Below are 16,485 nucleotides of genomic sequence, written 5' to 3'. Positions count from 1 at the left end.
GTGGGGAGTGGGGAGTGGGGAGTGGGGAGTGGGGAGTGGGGAGTGGGGAGTGGGGAGCAGGGGAAGAAGTTTTGAGTTTTGAATTATTCTTGCCTTCTGCCTTCTACTTTTAGCCTTTAGCCTTTAGCCTTTAGCCTTTAGCCTTCTGCCCTCTGCCTTTTCCCCTCCCCCTCTGCTCAAACTGCCTTAGACTGTGGGGTGTAAGCTTGTGGACTGTAAATTCAAACTTCAGCCGCAAAGTTACAATCTTAAATTCTGGATGTTGGAGCAGCATTTATGGACGTGAGAGCCGCCGTTGCGCTAGAAGCAGGCAAACCGCTAAGCATTGAAACAGTGCAGCTTGAGGGACCTAAAGATGGCGAAGTGCTGGTCGAAATTAAAGCTACAGGCGTTTGCCACACCGATGCCTATACATTGTCGGGGAATGACCCTGAAGGGCTGTTTCCTGCCATCCTGGGGCACGAGGGCGCTGGCATAGTCGTGGAAGTCGGTGCTGGTGTCAAGTCTCTCAAACCAGGCGATCACGTCATTCCTCTGTACACGCCGGAATGTCGCAACTGTGAGTATTGTCTGAGCCAAAAGACCAATCTTTGTCAGGCGATCCGCTCCACTCAAGGACGTGGCGTCATGCCCGATGGTAGTAGTCGGTTTTCGATCGATGGCAAACCCCTCTATCACTACATGGGCACTTCTACTTTTGCCAACTACACCGTGCTACCCGAGATTGCACTCGCCAAAATTCGGGAGGATGCTCCGTTTGAAAAAGTCTGCTATATCGGCTGTGGCGTGACAACAGGCGTTGGTGCCGTCATCAACACTGCCAAAGTTGAATACGGCGCAAATGTCGTTGTCTTTGGTCTGGGCGGCATTGGGCTAAACGTGATTCAGGGTGCCCGCATGGTGGGAGCTAACATGATTGTGGGCATAGACCTCAACCCCAAAAAGAAGGCACTAGCAGAAAAGTTGGGCATGACTCACTTTGTGAATCCCAGCGAAATTGAAGGTGATCTGGTGGCGCATTTAGTTGAACTGACAAAGGGGGGGGCTGACTACAGCTTTGAATGCATTGGCAATGTTAACGTCATGCGGCAAGCACTGGAATGCTGCCACAAAGGTTGGGGCGTGAGCGTGATTATCGGTGTGGCAAGTGCCGGACAAGAGATCAGTACGCGACCCTTTCAACTAGTGACAGGACGTGTCTGGAAGGGCAGCGCCTTTGGGGGTGCGAGAGGTCGCACAGACGTACCCAAAATTGTGGATTGGTATATGGAAGGCAAGATCAATATTGATGACCTCGTTACCAATGTGATGCCGATCGATCGCATTAATGAAGCCTTCGATCTGATGCACAACGGTGAGGGCATTCGGACTGTCATCACGTTTTAGCAGGTCAGGAAGCATGACGATCGCAGCACCTAAAACCACGTTGCAGGCATTCTTGCAACTGCCTTACATCGAAGAGTCGCCCGCGTGGGAATACATCAATGGGGAAGGAGTGCAGAAGCCAATGGGCGGTGGTAAACACAGCACGTTGCAGAAAGGATTGGTGGCTGCGATCGACCAGGCAGACACTCGTTATGAAGCTTTTCCAGAGCTACGCTGCACGTTTGGCAACCGTTCTGTCGTTCCGGATGTAGTAGTGCTTGCGAACAATCAACTTCCGTTAGATGAAAGTGGCGATATTATCAGCGCTGGCATTGAGTTTGCACCAGCTTGGGTCATTGAAATTCTTTCTCCGGCTCAAAGCCAAACCAAAGTCACGGGCAACATTCTGCACTGTTTACGGCATGGGAGTCGGTTAGGATGGCTGCTTGATCCCAATGAGCGATCGATATTGGTCTATCAGCCCGATCGCCTGCCGGATCTACTCTTTGGGGCAGATCAACTGCCCACACTAGATGAAATCGCCTTGCAATTGTCCGTTGAAACGGTCTATGGCTGGCTGCGACGAACGAGCTAGATTCTACCTTTACGTCGTCTTGGCACAGGGGATACATCTAGAGGCGATGGCTGCTGGCGGGGACGCGTTGATGCCACGCTGGTTTCTCGATCGAGAGTTGACTTGACAGCGGCTTTAGGGCGACCTCTGGTTGGCTTCGGCGGCACGATCGATGGCTCTGTAGGGGCTTCTGCGATCGATGGCTCTGCGGCAATAGAAGGCTCTACAGTCCCGTTGTTTGTGGTCTCTGTCGCTTGATCTGCAACAGCAGGTAGAGTGGCTACTGGACTAGCTTTTTTTTTTGCTGTCGCGTTGCCTGTTTTTGCTTTGCGTCTGGCAGCCGACAGATAGTTTCGAAGCGTAGAGGCGCTGATCTTGGCACCGTTGCTGGTCAACAGGGCAGCGAGATCATCCATTGTTTTGCCTTCTTTGAGTAGCACAGTGAGTTGCTCATGCTGCTGCTCAATCACTTCTCGTGACGTGAGTTTTGCCATTGCTGGCTCAGACAGGCTTTGCACAAGTGTTTCCACTGCCTTGCTTGGCGTTGTTTCTGATGGCTTTTCTGGCGGCTTGGCTTTCGTTTGTTTGGCTTTGCTTGTGGATGGTTCTGATGGCGCTCGTTCGCTCGTCTTTTCACCTGGTGGCTCAACCAGTGTTTCAACCGCACTGTCACTGCTCTCGATCGCTGTAGTCGGAATCGTCGTAGCTTCAATGGAGGGCGATAGGATGCCTCTTACAGCCTCTATTTCCTGTTTGCGCCACTCGTCAAAGGAGGGCAAGCCTGCAATCTGCAACTGGCGAATTTGCTCTCGCAAGACTTCATCAGAATTACGTAACGTGGCTTCGCAGACAAACTTGAGGTATTGATACTCAATTTCTGCCAAAGCGACTTCGACATCGACGGTCTGAAAGGAAATTTTTCTGAATGCAGTGAAATCTTGAACCACGACTGTCTCCTTGACACATTAAGAGGATGGATTGAATAGCGAAATAATTTTAGGCGCTAGGTTTGCATAACGTCTCATCTCTACTGCCGTTATACTGCCTGCTGCGCTGGGTGGAAGCAAAAATTTTAACTGATTGAACGATCGCCGCCACATTATTTGCTCAATTTGCCCAGTTTTGGTCGGTTTACTTCAATCATTGACCAAGTAAAAACGCTGATGAAGTCCGACCGTTGCGTTTGCTAGACTCCGCATAGTGATCTGCGATCGCACCTCAACCCGCTTCAATCCTCATCATGCAAATTTCACCTGCTCTACTTTTACTCCCAGTTTTGGTGCTATCAGGAGCGTGTACATCAACCGTGCCGTCTGCGATCGCCAACGACGATCGTCCTGCTTCGCCTCAACCCGCGATCGCCTCACCTGTTGCTGCACCACTCACGATCAAATCACTGGCAGGAAGGTACAAAGCTATTATTGATGAGCAAGAACTGAAAAAGTTCTCAAGAAGCATAGTGCAAAAGCTAAGCAATAGAAATATGCGTTTGGAAACGATTGAGTCCGAGCTCCGTAAAGCTTCTGACCAGTTGACAATAACAATCAATGCCTCTGGCACGTTTGAAACTCGTAATTATGAGAATCAGCGTGGCAGAATCAGAGCTGGTGGCACGTTTGAAACTTGTAGAGATGGCAACCAACGTGGCAAAGCTAGACTCGATGGCAACAAGCTTATTCTCACTGCCGATTCAGCCAAACTGGTTGATGGTACAAACGGTTCAACCAACATTTCTAGATGTAGTAAGTGCTGTACGTTCATACTTAATGTCTCAGCCGATAGGAAAATGCTATTGGTGGATGCTACCCAAAATTCTTGCAAAATTCTGCGTGGTTATGTGAAGCAGTAACGAATCTGTATGCAACAGATCCCCGACTTCTATGGCAAGGGGATGCCGATCGCTTTGAGTTTTCATCAGAAGTCGGGGATCTAAGACTTGCCGATCGCGCCGAGCTTGCACCAGAAGTCGAGATCTAAACCTTGCCGCACAACTGTTACGAAAAGGATACAGGTTGGCAAGTTGTCACTATTTTGATCAAAAAGCTCTCTGCACAGTCATTATGCGAATCTCACCTGTCCTACTGCTTCTACCAGTCTTGGCGCTATCGGGAGCGTGTACGCAAACGGTACCCTCTGCGATCGCCAACGACGATCGCCCCGCTTCTCCACAACCCGCGATCGTCTCGCCTGTTCCCGCACCACTCACGATCGAGTCACTGGCAGGGATATATAAAGGTGTCACTGATAAGCAAGACTTAGCTGCCCAACAGAGAGAAATTAAAAAACTGGGCATGAATGTGCCACCCGAATTGCTTGAGACGATGAGCCGTCAAATGGCTGATCAGATGAAACTAACAATCAATGCTGATGGCACGTTTGAATCTTCGTTCGCCACTAATAAACAGCGTGGCAAAGTCAAAATTAATGGTAATAAGCTTACTTTTACTAACGACCTAATCGAACCTATCAATGGTGCACATGGCTCAACCACAGCTCCCAACTGTGCCGAGTGCTGCACGTTCACTCTAAATGCCTCAGCCGATAGGAAAACATTATTGCGTGATGATCCTGCAAATCCCTCAAAACCTACTCCTACTTACGTGAAGCAGTAACGCAACTTTTACGAAAAGGATACAGGTTGGCAAGTCGTCACTATCTTTATAAGCAAAAAGCTCTCTGCACAGTCATTATGCGAATCTCACCTGTCCTACTGCTTCTACCAGTTCTGGTCTTAACGGGATTGGCTGCGATCGTCGTTGGCGATCGTCCTGCTTCTCCTCAACCCGCGATCGCCTCACCTGTCCCTGTAACACTCACAATCGAGTCACTGGCAGGAACGTATAAAGGTGTAGTTGATGAGCAAGAACTGGCAAAGTTGTTGAGAGAGACGAGAAGGCAAAACTCAAGCTCGGATGAGGCGACTTTGAAAGAGGTTTTGAGTTGGGTTGAGAGCGATATTCGTCAGAAATTTGACCAAGCGCAAATCACAATTAATGCTGATGGCACGTTTGAGTCTCAATTCACACTTGAGGGCTACGGTGGCAAGGTCAAAATCAACGGTAACAAACTCATCTTCACTGCTGATCCAGCCAAGTCTACCGAAGGTACAGGCAGCGCAACTAAAGTTCGTCAGTTCACTTTTGTTGTTTCAGCCGATGGAAAAACACTACTGTATGACCAGCCCAAATATCCCTCTAAACTTCTGCGTGGGTATGTGAAGCAGTAACGTATCTGTACGCAACAGATCCCCGACTTCTATGACAAGGGTATGCTGATTGTGCCCAGCTTCCATCAGAAGTCGGGGATCTAAACCTTACGCACCAGATCCCCGACTTCTATGGCGAGGGTATGTCGATCGCGCCTAGATTCCATCAGAAGTCGGGGATCTAAGACTTGCCGCGCAACTGTTACGAAAAGGATACAGGTTGGCAAGTTGTCACTATTTTTAATAAAACAGCGGTTTGCGGCGATCGAATAGCAGAGAATCCGCTGCAGTATATGGATGATTGCCTGGATTTCAGAGTTCCGATCGCCTCTCAGTAAGACTTACGGCTCTGCTATGCCCTTCTGAGGCGGCTATAGAAGCGGTGAAGCGGCTTGTGGTGGAGGGGCGATCGCGGCAAAATTCCACCAGAGCAAACATTTCAGCGGCGTTTTCTTTATTGTCTATTGTTCCGCTTTTTATAAAAAGGAAAGATTAAAACTGGTTAAGCTTCGATTTCTGAGGCTGATAGGCGTTTATGATGGCGTTTAGCAAACATTTGATTTCAGGGAAACTAAGGCTCTGTTTTATCGCCCTGTTCATTATGGGTAGCTCTTTTCTTTGCGATCGCGTTGCCCAATAATGACAGCAACCGAGAATCAAGAAACCGGGTTTCTGCTGCTGGTGCTTGATGAAAAACAACGTTGCTGAAGAAACCCGGTTTCTGAGCAGCGATCGACCACGACACGATTAGGAGACTAACAAGAGTGAAACTCGCAGTTTACGGCAAAGGCGGCATTGGCAAATCTACGACAAGCTGCAACATCTCAGTCGCACTGGCGCGTCGTGGCAAAAAAGTCCTGCAAATTGGTTGCGACCCCAAACACGACAGCACCTTTACGCTAACGGGCTTTCTCATCCCCACCATCATCGACACCCTGCAAGAAAAAGACTACCACTACGAAGATGTGTGGTCTGAAGATGTGATCTACAAAGGCTATGGCGGTGTGGATTGCGTCGAGGCAGGTGGACCGCCAGCGGGTGCAGGCTGCGGTGGTTACGTCGTGGGCGAAACCGTCAAGCTGCTGAAAGAACTCAACGCCTTCGATGAATACGATATCATTCTGTTTGATGTGCTAGGAGACGTAGTATGCGGTGGCTTTGCCGCTCCCCTCAACTATGCTGACTACTGCATGATTGTCACCGATAACGGCTTTGATGCTCTGTTTGCTGCCAACCGGATTGCGGCTTCCGTCCGTGAGAAAGCACGTACCCATCCTCTGCGCCTCGGTGGATTGATTGGCAACCGCACCTCCAAGCGTGACCTGATCGACAAGTACATTGAAACGGTGCCCATGCCCGTGCTGGAAATTTTGCCGCTGATTGAAGATATTCGCGTCTCTCGGGTGAAAGGCAAAACGCTGTTTGAAATGGCAGAAACCGATCCGTCGCTTAACTACGTCTGCGACTACTACCTCAACATCGCGGACCAAATCCTGGCGCGTCCCGAAGGTGTGGTGCCCAACGATACGCCCGATCGCGAACTCTTCTCGCTTCTCTCTGACTTCTACCTCAACCCTGCCAAACCACCCGCACGGTCAGAATCGGAAGAATTAGACCTGATGATGGTTTAAAAGACAGTGAGGAGTTAACAGTTTTGGGTTATGAGTTAGTAACAAGCTCAAAACTCAAAACTCAAAACTAATCCTGTGAATACCGAGCAAATTCGCCAATCGGTGCGAGAGAAATGGTTGACCTACTACGCCGAAAATCGTCAATGGCTGTCGCGTTTAGGGGTGTGGGTCAACTGCGATGGGCAACGTCGTCCCTCGTCTGGCTTCATTCTGGCAACCCTATCAGTTTTGGAGCCAAGACTTGCCCAACTATTGCCGCTAGTAGTTGATCTCAGCAGCAACCCCGATCGCATCGTGATGGCACTGGGGCTTAACTTTAACCCCGAAGACCAGTTAGACAAGCTGGCGACTCAGAACGATACCACCAGCGATCCAAAAAATGGTTCCCGCAAGCTACTGCCAGCCGCGTTGAATGCGATCAACATCCAGGCAAGCAAAATCCCTCTGAAAGCACCTGCTGAAATTGACGAAGACTGCCGAGGCTCCCGCGATCGACGCGACTAGAAGTCTAAAGGCTAAAGGCTAAATTTTTATACTTTATCCTTCATCCTTTATCCTTTCCTTGTCCTTCCCTCCAAAACTCAAACCTTTCCCCAGAGAGAACATCGACCATGACTCTTGCCGAAACTGAACCGCAAGCCCTGAACTTTGAATGCGAAACAGGCAACTACCACACCTTCTGCCCCATTAGCTGCGTCGCATGGCTGTACCAAAAGATTGAAGACAGCTTCTTTCTAGTCATTGGCACCAAGACCTGCGGCTATTTTCTGCAAAACGCTATGGGCGTGATGATCTTCGCTGAGCCACGCTATGCGATGGCAGAACTGGAAGAAGGTGATATCTCCGCGCAGTTAAATGACTACGAAGAATTGAAGCGGCTGTGTGTGCAAATTAAGCGCGATCGCAATCCCAGCGTGATTGTGTGGATTGGCACCTGCACCACCGAAATCATCAAAATGGATCTGGAAGGGCTTGCTCCCCGCTTGGAAGCCGAAATTGGGATTCCGATCGTCGTTGCCCGTGCCAACGGCTTGGATTATGCCTTCACCCAGGGCGAAGATACCGTCCTCGCTGCAATGGTCAACCGCTGTCCCGATAAACCACTTGCAGCCGAAGGTGACAAAGAAGAGCGCAACGCCATCACCAAGCTATTGAACTTTGGTCGCAAGAAAGAAGAGATTGCCACCTCCGAATCGGAATATGTGGATCACCCACCGCTGGTGCTGTTTGGCTCTCTGCCCGATCCGGTTGTCACTCAGATCACTCTGGAATTGAAAAAGCAGGGCATTAAAGTCTCTGGTTGGCTTCCCGCCAAGCGCTACACCGAATTGCCCGTGATTGAAGAAGGCTATTACGTCGCGGGGGTGAACCCCTTCCTCTCGCGTACCGCTACCACCTTCATGCGTCGTCGCAAATGTAAGCTCATTGGCGCACCGTTCCCGATCGGACCCGATGGCACCCGCGCCTGGATTGAAAAAATCTGCTCCGTGTTTGGCATTGAACCGCAAGGCTTGGACGATCGCGAAGCGCAAATCTGGGCAGGCATGGAAGACTACCTCCAACTCATTCGTGGCAAATCCGTCTTCTTCATGGGCGACAACCTGCTGGAAATCTCTCTGGCACGCTTCCTCGTCCGCTGCGGCATGACCTGCCAGGAAATTGGCATTCCCTACATGGACAAGCGCTACCAGGCAGCAGAACTGGCGTTACTGGAGCAAACCTGCCGCGAAATGGGCGTGCCCACTCCCACCATTGTGGAAAAGCCCGACAACTACAACCAGCTTCAGCGCATCAACGACCTGAAGCCCGATCTGGTCATTACAGGCATGGCACACGCCAATCCTTTAGAAGCCCGTGGCATCAACACCAAATGGTCAGTTGAATTCACCTTCGCCCAAATTCACGGCTTCACCAACGCCCGTGACATTTTGGAACTGGTGACACGCCCCATGCGCCGCAACAACAGCCTCAAAGATCTCGGCTGGGACAAACTGGTACGAGAAGAAACAACGGTCTAATCAAGTTTAGATAATCAATCAATCACAGGGTTAGCAATGCTGACCCTGCTTTTTTATTCAGTTTACGAATCTATTTGCTCATTCAATTGAGCCTCGATCAAAGCAGAAACCTTTGCCCAGTCATCCGGTGTGTTAGGGCAGGGATGCCATACTTGATGGCTTGAATCGGCTTTCAGGCGATCGACCAGTATCGAAAATGCCGTACTATCATCTCGATGCGCTAACACATAGGCTCGAAGCTCGGCTTTGCTCATCTGGTTAAAATCTGTCATGTCAGAAATCTCCACAAACCATCACGACTAACCTGGATCTGCAACTCTTCTCCAGCAAAGATAAAGATAGAGCCATCGCGCTCATCAAGTCGCAAGATTTCAACCGGACGATAAAAGTTAGTTAACGCTTGGCATAGCCTGATACAGGTTAGCCCTTGCTCTGCGGTCGGCAGAATTCTTGCTCCTTGCAATCACCACATCTACATTCATTTTACACCTTCACTCTCTGCCCACTTAAGTGCTATGTCACAATAAGGGCAGGTATATGCTCTAACAGTCAAATAAGCTGGGAGCTTTCTAATGACACCTGACTTTGAAAGCATGAGTACAGCCGACTTACGGGCTTACGTCCTGGAGAACCGGGAGGATCTGGAAGCAGTTCGTTCTCTAATGAGTCGCCGTAATCCTAACGCTGTGCGATATAACTTTCCTGATACTGAGGAAGGACAGGCACAGATGAGGAAAATCCTGCGGCGGAAGATTAACGGCGAACTTTGATGCAGCCTGCGCTTGAGCAGGAGCAGTAAAGAGTTTGATGCCGTCAACGCCGATGAATTCAATCGCTATTCCTCAGCCTCATTGTGGCGCTGGTGGTAATTAGTGGGACAGTATTCTGAGTGTCGCGATCGCTCAGCGTTGGGGATTCAAAAGCTAAGAGCTGGAAATTCATCAGATAGCCCTAGCCTACAAATACCTGCAAAGCAAAGATTCTTCGTATGACAAAGAAAAAAATCAGGTTGGTTGCAGTGGGCACGTTGCTTTCAATTACCGCTGTTTTGGGATGCGGCTATCTCTCAAAATTAAATAGCTTAACAGTAAAAATTCAACCAGCCGAATTACCCATAAGTCTAATCAGTCAAGGTATTCAAGCTACAGGCATTGCTGTATCTCCTAATGGATTTTTTATTGCGGCAACTGATTTTACTAATTCACCGCAACTACTCGATCGACAGACTGGGAAAAAACTAAAGACTTTTGAAGGGAAGCAAGGTACTTATCCATTTGCTACTTTCTCACCCGATAGTACAGCTCTTGCAGCCGCAAATCGAACCAATCAGGTGGTTTTATGGAATACCTCCAGTGGTCAAGCGAAGATGATCTTAAACAGACAAAATCAACTAATTAATCGCATTATTTTTTCCTTAGATGGGGAAAGTCTAGCCAGTAGTAGCGATGATAAGACAATTAAGATATGGGATGGAAAAACAGGTCAATTACGGCAAACGTTTAATGCAGCTTATCCACTTTTTGAAATGAGCTTTGCTAAAAACGGTAATCTCTTGTACGCAGCGGATGAATTCGGTACAGTTTACGAGTGGAGTTTAGTAACGAATAAATTAATTCGGAAGATAGCAACTTCAAAAAACAAAGTTCCAGCAGTTGCTTTTTCATCCAATGAAAAGCTGATGGCACGAAGGGATGACACTGGCACAATTAGCTTTTGGAGTCTAGAAACAGGCAATGTAATCAGCACTATTAAAAACAGTAGGGAGCCGTTTAGGATAGCATTTTCTCCGGATAGCCGAATACTAGCAGTGGCACACAGCTCTGATCGTATCGATCTAGCCACAGGTGGTAGTGGCTTTGAAGTCCTCAAAATTTGGGATGTGGAGACAGGTCGATTACTTGCTCAATCTGACGACTGGCAGTCCATCTCAGGTCTTGCTTTTGATCCAACTGGAAAAGAAATTATCACCTGTGATGGATCGGGAGGAGTCTTGCTGTGGGACATCAGTAAAATCGTGGATCATTTGTAGCACATCGCAAATTCTCTACCAGTAAGAACCTCAATCAAATGTCTCAAATAGTGAAACGAGAATCACGTTTGAGAAGAGGAAGCCTTCGGGATCAGTCAATTGCAGCCGTCCAGCGTTTGGTGGGGTTTCTGGCGATCGCTCACCCGCTCCATTCTGATCAGTCGCAATCACAACCCAACCTCTAGCATGAAACGGTTGTAAACATTGCCAAACCCGCTCCAACGTTTCTCTACCAAACTGCTTTGTCAATGCCGCTAGACTCAATCCCTCTGCTAACCGTAAACCCAGCATTAAAGTATCTAAAAGCAAATCTGAAGCATCAAAGCTCACGTTTAAAGACTTCGCTTGTCCATCTTTTAGCCTTAATCCTTTAGCCTTTAGCCTTTCCTCCACTATCCTTTCCTCCACCCACTCGTAATACTCTCGCGTCTTACGAGGACGAGACAGACGCTTTCCCTCTAAATAACTCGTTGCGCCCATGCCAAAGCCATAAAACGATCGATTCTCCCAATAAACGCGGTTATGACGGCACTGGTAGCCCGGTTTGGCGTAATTAGAGATCTCGTAATGGTGATAGCCTGCTGCCGTAAGACGCTGTTGCGCGGTGCGATACATGGCGGCAGTGGCTTCATCGGACGGCAACGGCTGCATTCCCGGTTTGTATTGCCGACCAAAGGCAGTTACGGGTTCGATCGTCAGGTCATAACACGAGAGATGTGTCGGAGCCAGCGCGATCGCGGCATCTAGCGATTCTTGCCAATGTGCTGGCGTTTGATGCGGTAGCCCAGAGATTAAATCCAGACTGAAATGCTCAAATTCGGCTTGCTGGACTAAAGCAACGGCTGTGTAAACATCGTCAACGGTGTGCGATCGCCCACAGGCTTGCAACAGTTCCGTCTGAAACGCTTGTACACCAATGCTGACTCGATTCACGCCTGCTGCTCGATAGCCTTGAAGTTGCAACCGATCAAACGTACCAGGATCGATCTCCATCGAGATTTCAGCACCAGCAGCAATGCCGAACTGCTGCTCCAGCGTGCTGAGAATGCGGCTAAGTTGCTCAACGGAGAGCAGGGACGGTGTACCGCCTCCAAAGAAAACAGTGTCGAGGGTCCTTCCTGCTGTCGTAGTGCAGCGAATCTCCTGGCAAAGCACATCGACGTAATGAGCGATCGTGCCAGAGTTACTGCCATTCAGCGGCTCAGCGGGTAAGCCATCTGCTCGAGCGATGGGTGGGCGATCGCCCACAACAGACACCGCAAAATCACAGTAAAAGCAGCGCCGCCGACAGAAGGGAATATGGACATAAGCAGACCCTGTCAACTCGATCAGATTAATTTCCCTAGAATCTGTCTTGAGCAAAAGCATTGCAGGTGCGAAGAGTATAATGAAACTATGCCGCTTATCTGCTACGCCAGCTGAATCGCTGCATCGCTTCTCTACGCTGCCTTTGACTCATAGGCTTTCAACTGGCTCAAAACCCGATCGGTAGATTCCTCACTACGCAGACGTTTGGAATCAGTCCCTCAACCAAACTAAGCTTATGCTTGATGCCATTATTATTCTTTCATTTATCCTAGCAGGGGCGGGGATCGGTTTTAACAGCATACAAGAGCTGCCAATCAGCGTCTTACAGCAAGTCAGCAACGAAAATGGGTTGCAGTGGGTCACGGCTGGCTTTGGTGCCTTAATTGGTCTCGCCGTTGGCTTGACTGTGCAAACAGCCTATCGTCGGTTTGAGAAGCGGTTCCGTGCTTTGCCAGCCGACGTGCTTTTGAGCCGCGCCGTTGGTTTAGTGCTTGGGTTGCTTGTGGCTAACCTGATGTTAGCGCCGATTTTTCTATTGCCCATTCCTCCTGAATTCTCCTTTCTCAAACCTCTGGCAGCCGTGTTGGGTAGCATTCTCTTTTCCTTCTCTGGTATTACACTGGCGGATACGCATGGGCGTACGTTGCTGCGGTTGATTAACCCCAACACGGTTGAGACGACGCTATTGGCAGAAGGTACGCTGAAGCCAGCCTCTACCAAGGTGCTAGACACCAGCTGCATTATTGATGGACGGATTGAAGCATTGCTGAACACGGGCTTCCTTGAAGGGCAGCTTTTAGTCCCTCAATTTGTGCTGGCGGAATTGCAGCAGGTGGCGGATGCCTCAAGTGACATCAAGCGAGTCCGAGGACGACGTGGTTTGGATATCCTCAACCGTATGAAGGAAGCCTATCCCGATCGCATCATCATCCATTCTGCCGACTATGACGACATACCGACTGTCGATGCCAAGCTAGTACGCCTGGTACAAGAAATCAACGGTACCTTGTTGACGAATGACTACAACTTGAACAAAGTTGCCACTGTTCAGCGTGTGCCCGTGCTGAATGTGAATGATCTGACCCATGCGATGCGTCCGTCTTATCTTCCTGGAGACAGCCTTGACCTGAAGATCCTTAAGGAAGGAAAGGAACCAACTCAAGGCGTGGGCTACTTAGACGACGGTACGATGGTTGTGGTGGAAGAAGGTCGCAGCTACGTTGGTGGCGAATTGCAGGTGATTGTTACCAGTGCACTGCAAACCTCGGCGGGACGCATGATTTTTGCTCGACCAAGAGCGTCTATGATTGCGTCTTGATGGTTGGCTGATGTTGCGATCGCGCCAAAAGCCCTGCACTCTCTGCACTCAAACTGCTCCCATGCTTTACCGCATTCAACACGATGCATCAGGAGTGTGGGCTTTTGTGTGTCCAAAATGCTGGACAAAAACCAGTCAGAACAATCCCAATTACGTCTACGGCGGCACCTGGAAAGCAACGAAAAAGGACTAAGCAGGCAATTCACTTACAATCTGACTATCTTCATCGAAGAGCATAAAGTCAGTAACAAGGCAGACAACTTTATCTGCTTCATCGTAGCCCCAGTAGGAAGCATAAACACCATCACCCAAACCTGAGCGAAATGTTATGACGTTTGCTCCAGTTGAACTGCTCACAAGTAGGTTTGTCCAATCAAAACCTGTATTAGCGTAGTTCTTATCTTGTTCTTGCACAAGTCTGTTACCAAACTCTTGCTCAAATCGCTCTTCTACCTCAAGAATTGTTGCTAAAGATTGTCTAGCTTCATTCTTTATATTTTCTGGATTGACAAGTGCTATTAGAGCTTGAAGTGTATCTGCGTCCATAAAACAGCCAGTTCCAGAATCAACGCCGTAAGCATATATTCCCTTCTCTAAATCGTCCCCCAAACGAAGCGCCACCTCCCACTTGACAGGTACTTGACTGCTAACCTGCAACATAGCGCAAGCAGGCAATTTACTTAGCGGATTATAGGTTGCAACGCTTAGGAGAATCGGATAGCTGTTAGGTAGTAAACATACAGTAAAAAAAGGCTCATTCCCTTCGGATGAGGGAGAAATAAGCAGTGGATCGCAAGCAATCAACTTTCCTGATGTAAGAACCAGATTTCCAATATTGTGAACTGAAAACGTTATGCTATCGCTTCCTGCATCAAGGATTTGTGGCTTAAAGGAGTATCCTTCCCGAAAGGCTTTTGTAAAGTTTGTGTGCTTCATCAAATTACTGAAGAACGATTGCCCGCAACTGCTTCAAGATGCCAAGCACGACATATAAATCATTGCCTGGATTTGCTAATGAAAACAGTCGAGACAAGCCGTAGTGAGGAGCGGCGTGTTTAACGAGTTTGACGAATTGAACTTCGGTACCGTTTAGCATTAAGCCAAAGATTGGTTTTTCGTTAGCAGGACTGGACAGCATGTAAAAGAGCGCTTGGGGTAATGCTTCCCTCACGTTTAACTGATTGCGCTTTGCTTCAATCACGATCGCCCACAAACGCTGATGCAAAATTAAGACATCAATTCTGCCACGAATGATTTCATCCTCAGTTTCAAGGGCAATTTCAACTGGCTTTTCGGCTTCTGGGTTGAACGGCAATTGCATTAAACCCGCTAAAAATAGGAGCGGAGCTAAAACGCTGAGTTTGATGATTTCTTCGTGCAGTGGATAGTCGGCGAAGCTCAGAAAGTTATCTTTGATTTGGTCAAGCCACTGCTTCTCAGCATCAGAAAGCTCTGGCAAATCACCTTGCCACTCGGAGAAAAACTGACTGTCCCGCATCTCTTGCAGATGAAAGCGCTCTTTAACGTCACCCAAATTCAGATTGCTTGCCTGAATAAGCTGAACCATAACTTACGATATCCCTAGCAAACTCGTACTACACGCGGGTTCATTTGCCTTCACTACACCCTATACCCCACACCCTACACCCGTTTTATCCAATCGCCTACTGCAACGTCGTTTTAGACACAATGCGCGTTTTCTTGCGATCGCCCTCCGAAAGTTCTTCACCCGCCTGAAGCTTTGTAGCATTTGCCTGTAGCACCGTAGCAGCACCCTGATCGCCCATTTGAAGAGCCGTCTTAGCCGCCGTTTGTAGCATTGTGGCAGCGCCCGTGCGATCGCCTTGCTGTAACTTGCTTTCCGCAATTTGCGTTTGCCGATACTTCGCTAGCGCTAGAATGTGTTGCTGCACATCAGCATTGAGAGCTGGTTGGTACGGTGTCAACACATGGGCGGTGACAGCAAGTGTTTCAGACGGCAGTCCTTCTTTGCCATACGCCGGATCGTCGTAGCGCACCTGTACCTGAGCAATAGGCTGTTCGCCCGCCAGCAGTTGGGCAATGTACAGATTCGCCAGCACGACTCTGGGCGCATCTATCATGAGATCGCCCAGGCGCACAACGTATTTGCCCGCTTCTTGTTGCACCGTTAGTTCAATGGTGTCGGGCGCAACCTGAGCGATCGGCTTCATCTCTGCCAACCGCACATTGGGCGCTAAGGTGAGTAACAGGTGGGCATTGGTCAATCCAACAGACTGCATCCGGCTGAAGAGGCGATCGAACTCAGCAACCGCCTGCTCTGGGTATTGAATGTACGACAGCGTACCACCCCCTGCATCCGCAATTTTTTCCAGCACATCCTGGTTCCAGCTATCGCTAAATCCCAGCGCGTTCAGCGTCAACCCGTAGTCTGTTGCCAGTTTCGCCAGTTTCAAGCAGCGATCGTTGTCTCCATGCTCGTTCTCCCCATCTGTTAGCAAGAACGCCTGAGAGACGGTCTCTTTCTTGCCTTTCGCCAGTTCTTCAATGCCCAGTCGCAAGCCTTCGTCGATCGCCGTGCCACCCGCTGCTTTTAGTTGGTTGATTTGCAGTTTCACGCTGGCAGGGTTGTCAATCACCTGATTGGGCACCAATACCTTTGCCTTGTGATCAAACGCCACGATCGTTAGTCGATCGCCCGGTGACAGTCGATCGACCAGCCGCTGCGCCGCCTGTTTGACCGTATCCAGCGACCGTCCGCCCATTGAGCCGCTATGGTCTAAAATCAAACATAAATTTAAGGGGATGTTGCGACCCATTGCTTCAGCGATCGCGGCGATCGAAATTGAAAGCTGACGCTGACTAGACGCTTGAGCAGCATCAACATTGGCATCGTTCAGAACAGACTGCAAACCAACTTTCATGGGAAGCTCCTGGTAAAGCAAGGGGCAAACAGCGATCTCCTACTAATACCTAGAATAGGCGAAAGTGCAAAGAGATTAGGCAGAGGAAGCAGAGGAAGCAGAGGAAGCAGAGGAAGCAGAGGAAGCAGAGGAAG

General features: G+C 49.2%; 20 protein-coding genes. 12 read left to right on the top strand and 8 right to left on the bottom strand.

The window, feature by feature from the left end:
* Nucleotides 1-276: 276 nt before the first annotated feature.
* Nucleotides 277-1,386: an S-(hydroxymethyl)glutathione dehydrogenase/class III alcohol dehydrogenase gene (locus AC5JO6_RS24615; protein WP_496083686.1), complete on the top strand. Its 1,110-nt coding sequence runs from the start codon at nucleotides 277-279 to the stop codon at nucleotides 1,384-1,386.
* Between the two features lie 13 nt (nucleotides 1,387-1,399).
* Nucleotides 1,400-1,960 (top strand): Uma2 family endonuclease, encoded by a 561-nt coding sequence (locus AC5JO6_RS24610; protein ID WP_496083685.1) that lies wholly within the window; start codon nucleotides 1,400-1,402, stop codon nucleotides 1,958-1,960.
* Here AC5JO6_RS24610 and AC5JO6_RS24605 read toward each other — a convergent pair.
* Together AC5JO6_RS24605 and AC5JO6_RS24600 are read right to left on the bottom strand one after the other, a co-directional pair.
* Nucleotides 1,957-2,886, bottom strand: a complete 930-nt coding sequence (locus AC5JO6_RS24605) for a hypothetical protein (protein WP_496083684.1) — start codon at nucleotides 2,884-2,886, stop codon at nucleotides 1,957-1,959. The two genes, AC5JO6_RS24610 and AC5JO6_RS24605, sit on opposite strands and share 4 nt — an antisense overlap.
* A 291-nt stretch (nucleotides 2,887-3,177) precedes the next feature.
* A complete protein-coding gene (locus AC5JO6_RS24600) occupies nucleotides 3,178-3,321 on the bottom strand; it encodes a hypothetical protein (RefSeq protein WP_496083683.1) in 144 nt (47 codons plus the stop codon).
* 433 nt (nucleotides 3,322-3,754) lie between these two features.
* On the opposite strand from AC5JO6_RS24600, the gene AC5JO6_RS24595 reads away from it, so the two are divergent.
* The 6 genes from AC5JO6_RS24595 (at nucleotide 3,755) to AC5JO6_RS24570 (ending at nucleotide 8,793) form a co-directional block, all read left to right on the top strand.
* Nucleotides 3,755-3,916 (top strand): hypothetical protein, encoded by a 162-nt coding sequence (locus AC5JO6_RS24595; RefSeq protein WP_496083682.1) that lies wholly within the window; start codon nucleotides 3,755-3,757, stop codon nucleotides 3,914-3,916.
* An 83-nt stretch (nucleotides 3,917-3,999) separates the two neighbouring features.
* Entirely contained in the window at nucleotides 4,000-4,551 is a 552-nt protein-coding gene (locus AC5JO6_RS24590) for a hypothetical protein (protein ID WP_496083681.1), read from the top strand.
* A gap of 26 nt (nucleotides 4,552-4,577) precedes the next feature.
* Nucleotides 4,578-5,165: a hypothetical protein gene (locus AC5JO6_RS24585; protein WP_496083680.1), complete on the top strand. Its 588-nt coding sequence runs from the start codon at nucleotides 4,578-4,580 to the stop codon at nucleotides 5,163-5,165.
* A 743-nt stretch (nucleotides 5,166-5,908) separates the two neighbouring features.
* Nucleotides 5,909-6,775, top strand: coding sequence for a ferredoxin:protochlorophyllide reductase (ATP-dependent) iron-sulfur ATP-binding protein (gene bchL, locus AC5JO6_RS24580; RefSeq protein ID WP_496083679.1), 867 nt, complete (start codon nucleotides 5,909-5,911; stop codon nucleotides 6,773-6,775).
* Nucleotides 6,776-6,850: 75 nt separating this feature from the next.
* Entirely contained in the window at nucleotides 6,851-7,279 is a 429-nt protein-coding gene (locus tag AC5JO6_RS24575) for a DUF5331 domain-containing protein (RefSeq protein WP_496083678.1), read from the top strand.
* Between the two features lie 107 nt (nucleotides 7,280-7,386).
* A complete protein-coding gene (locus AC5JO6_RS24570) occupies nucleotides 7,387-8,793 on the top strand; it encodes a ferredoxin:protochlorophyllide reductase (ATP-dependent) subunit N (RefSeq protein WP_496083677.1) in 1,407 nt (468 codons plus the stop codon).
* Nucleotides 8,794-8,855: 62 nt separating this feature from the next.
* On the opposite strand, the gene AC5JO6_RS24565 is transcribed toward AC5JO6_RS24570, so the two are convergent.
* Complete coding sequence (locus AC5JO6_RS24565) at nucleotides 8,856-9,065, bottom strand: DUF6887 family protein (protein WP_496083676.1); 210 nt, start codon at nucleotides 9,063-9,065, stop codon at nucleotides 8,856-8,858.
* The gene (locus tag AC5JO6_RS24560) at nucleotides 9,062-9,256 is read right to left on the bottom strand and encodes a DUF6888 family protein (RefSeq protein WP_496083675.1); all 195 of its coding nucleotides are present in this window, start codon (nucleotides 9,254-9,256) and stop codon (nucleotides 9,062-9,064) included. The genes AC5JO6_RS24565 and AC5JO6_RS24560 overlap by 4 nt, the downstream gene beginning before the upstream one ends.
* A gap of 109 nt (nucleotides 9,257-9,365) precedes the next feature.
* On the opposite strand from AC5JO6_RS24560, the gene AC5JO6_RS24555 reads away from it, so the two are divergent.
* Together AC5JO6_RS24555 and AC5JO6_RS24550 are read left to right on the top strand one after the other, a co-directional pair.
* Complete coding sequence (locus AC5JO6_RS24555) at nucleotides 9,366-9,563, top strand: DUF6887 family protein (RefSeq protein ID WP_496083674.1); 198 nt, start codon at nucleotides 9,366-9,368, stop codon at nucleotides 9,561-9,563.
* Nucleotides 9,564-9,781: 218 nt separating this feature from the next.
* On the top strand, nucleotides 9,782-10,822 hold the full coding sequence (locus AC5JO6_RS24550; RefSeq protein ID WP_496083673.1) for a WD40 repeat domain-containing protein: 1,041 nt from the start codon (nucleotides 9,782-9,784) through the stop codon (nucleotides 10,820-10,822).
* Nucleotides 10,823-10,852: 30 nt separating this feature from the next.
* On the opposite strand, the gene hemW is transcribed toward AC5JO6_RS24550, so the two are convergent.
* Nucleotides 10,853-12,190: a radical SAM family heme chaperone HemW gene (gene hemW / locus AC5JO6_RS24545; protein ID WP_496083672.1), complete on the bottom strand. Its 1,338-nt coding sequence runs from the start codon at nucleotides 12,188-12,190 to the stop codon at nucleotides 10,853-10,855.
* 175 nt (nucleotides 12,191-12,365) lie between these two features.
* On the opposite strand from hemW, the gene AC5JO6_RS24540 reads away from it, so the two are divergent.
* Both AC5JO6_RS24540 and AC5JO6_RS24535 read left to right on the top strand, forming a co-directional pair.
* Nucleotides 12,366-13,448 carry a PIN/TRAM domain-containing protein gene (locus AC5JO6_RS24540; protein ID WP_496083671.1) on the top strand — a complete coding sequence of 361 codons (1,083 nt, stop codon included), beginning with the start codon at nucleotides 12,366-12,368 and terminating at the stop codon, nucleotides 13,446-13,448.
* Nucleotides 13,438-13,641: a DUF8622 domain-containing protein gene (locus tag AC5JO6_RS24535; RefSeq protein WP_496083670.1), complete on the top strand. Its 204-nt coding sequence runs from the start codon at nucleotides 13,438-13,440 to the stop codon at nucleotides 13,639-13,641. Before AC5JO6_RS24540 ends, AC5JO6_RS24535 begins: the two co-directional genes overlap by 11 nt.
* Here AC5JO6_RS24535 and AC5JO6_RS24530 read toward each other — a convergent pair.
* The 3 genes from AC5JO6_RS24530 to AC5JO6_RS24520 all read right to left on the bottom strand — a co-directional run bounded on the left by AC5JO6_RS24530 (nucleotide 13,638) and on the right by AC5JO6_RS24520 (nucleotide 16,351).
* Nucleotides 13,638-14,384, bottom strand: a complete 747-nt coding sequence (locus AC5JO6_RS24530) for a DUF4241 domain-containing protein (protein WP_496083669.1) — start codon at nucleotides 14,382-14,384, stop codon at nucleotides 13,638-13,640. The two genes, AC5JO6_RS24535 and AC5JO6_RS24530, sit on opposite strands and share 4 nt — an antisense overlap.
* Nucleotides 14,385-14,388: 4 nt before the next feature.
* Nucleotides 14,389-15,015, bottom strand: a complete 627-nt coding sequence (locus AC5JO6_RS24525; protein WP_496083668.1) for a restriction endonuclease subunit R — start codon at nucleotides 15,013-15,015, stop codon at nucleotides 14,389-14,391.
* Nucleotides 15,016-15,112: 97 nt separating this feature from the next.
* The gene (locus tag AC5JO6_RS24520; RefSeq protein WP_496083667.1) at nucleotides 15,113-16,351 is read right to left on the bottom strand and encodes a vWA domain-containing protein; all 1,239 of its coding nucleotides are present in this window, start codon (nucleotides 16,349-16,351) and stop codon (nucleotides 15,113-15,115) included.
* Between the last annotated feature and the right edge of the window lie 134 nt (nucleotides 16,352-16,485).

The organism is Tildeniella sp., from assembly GCF_059505325.1.
Note: the sequence above shows the minus strand (reverse complement) of the source record. Positions and strands in the feature narration are given on the sequence as shown.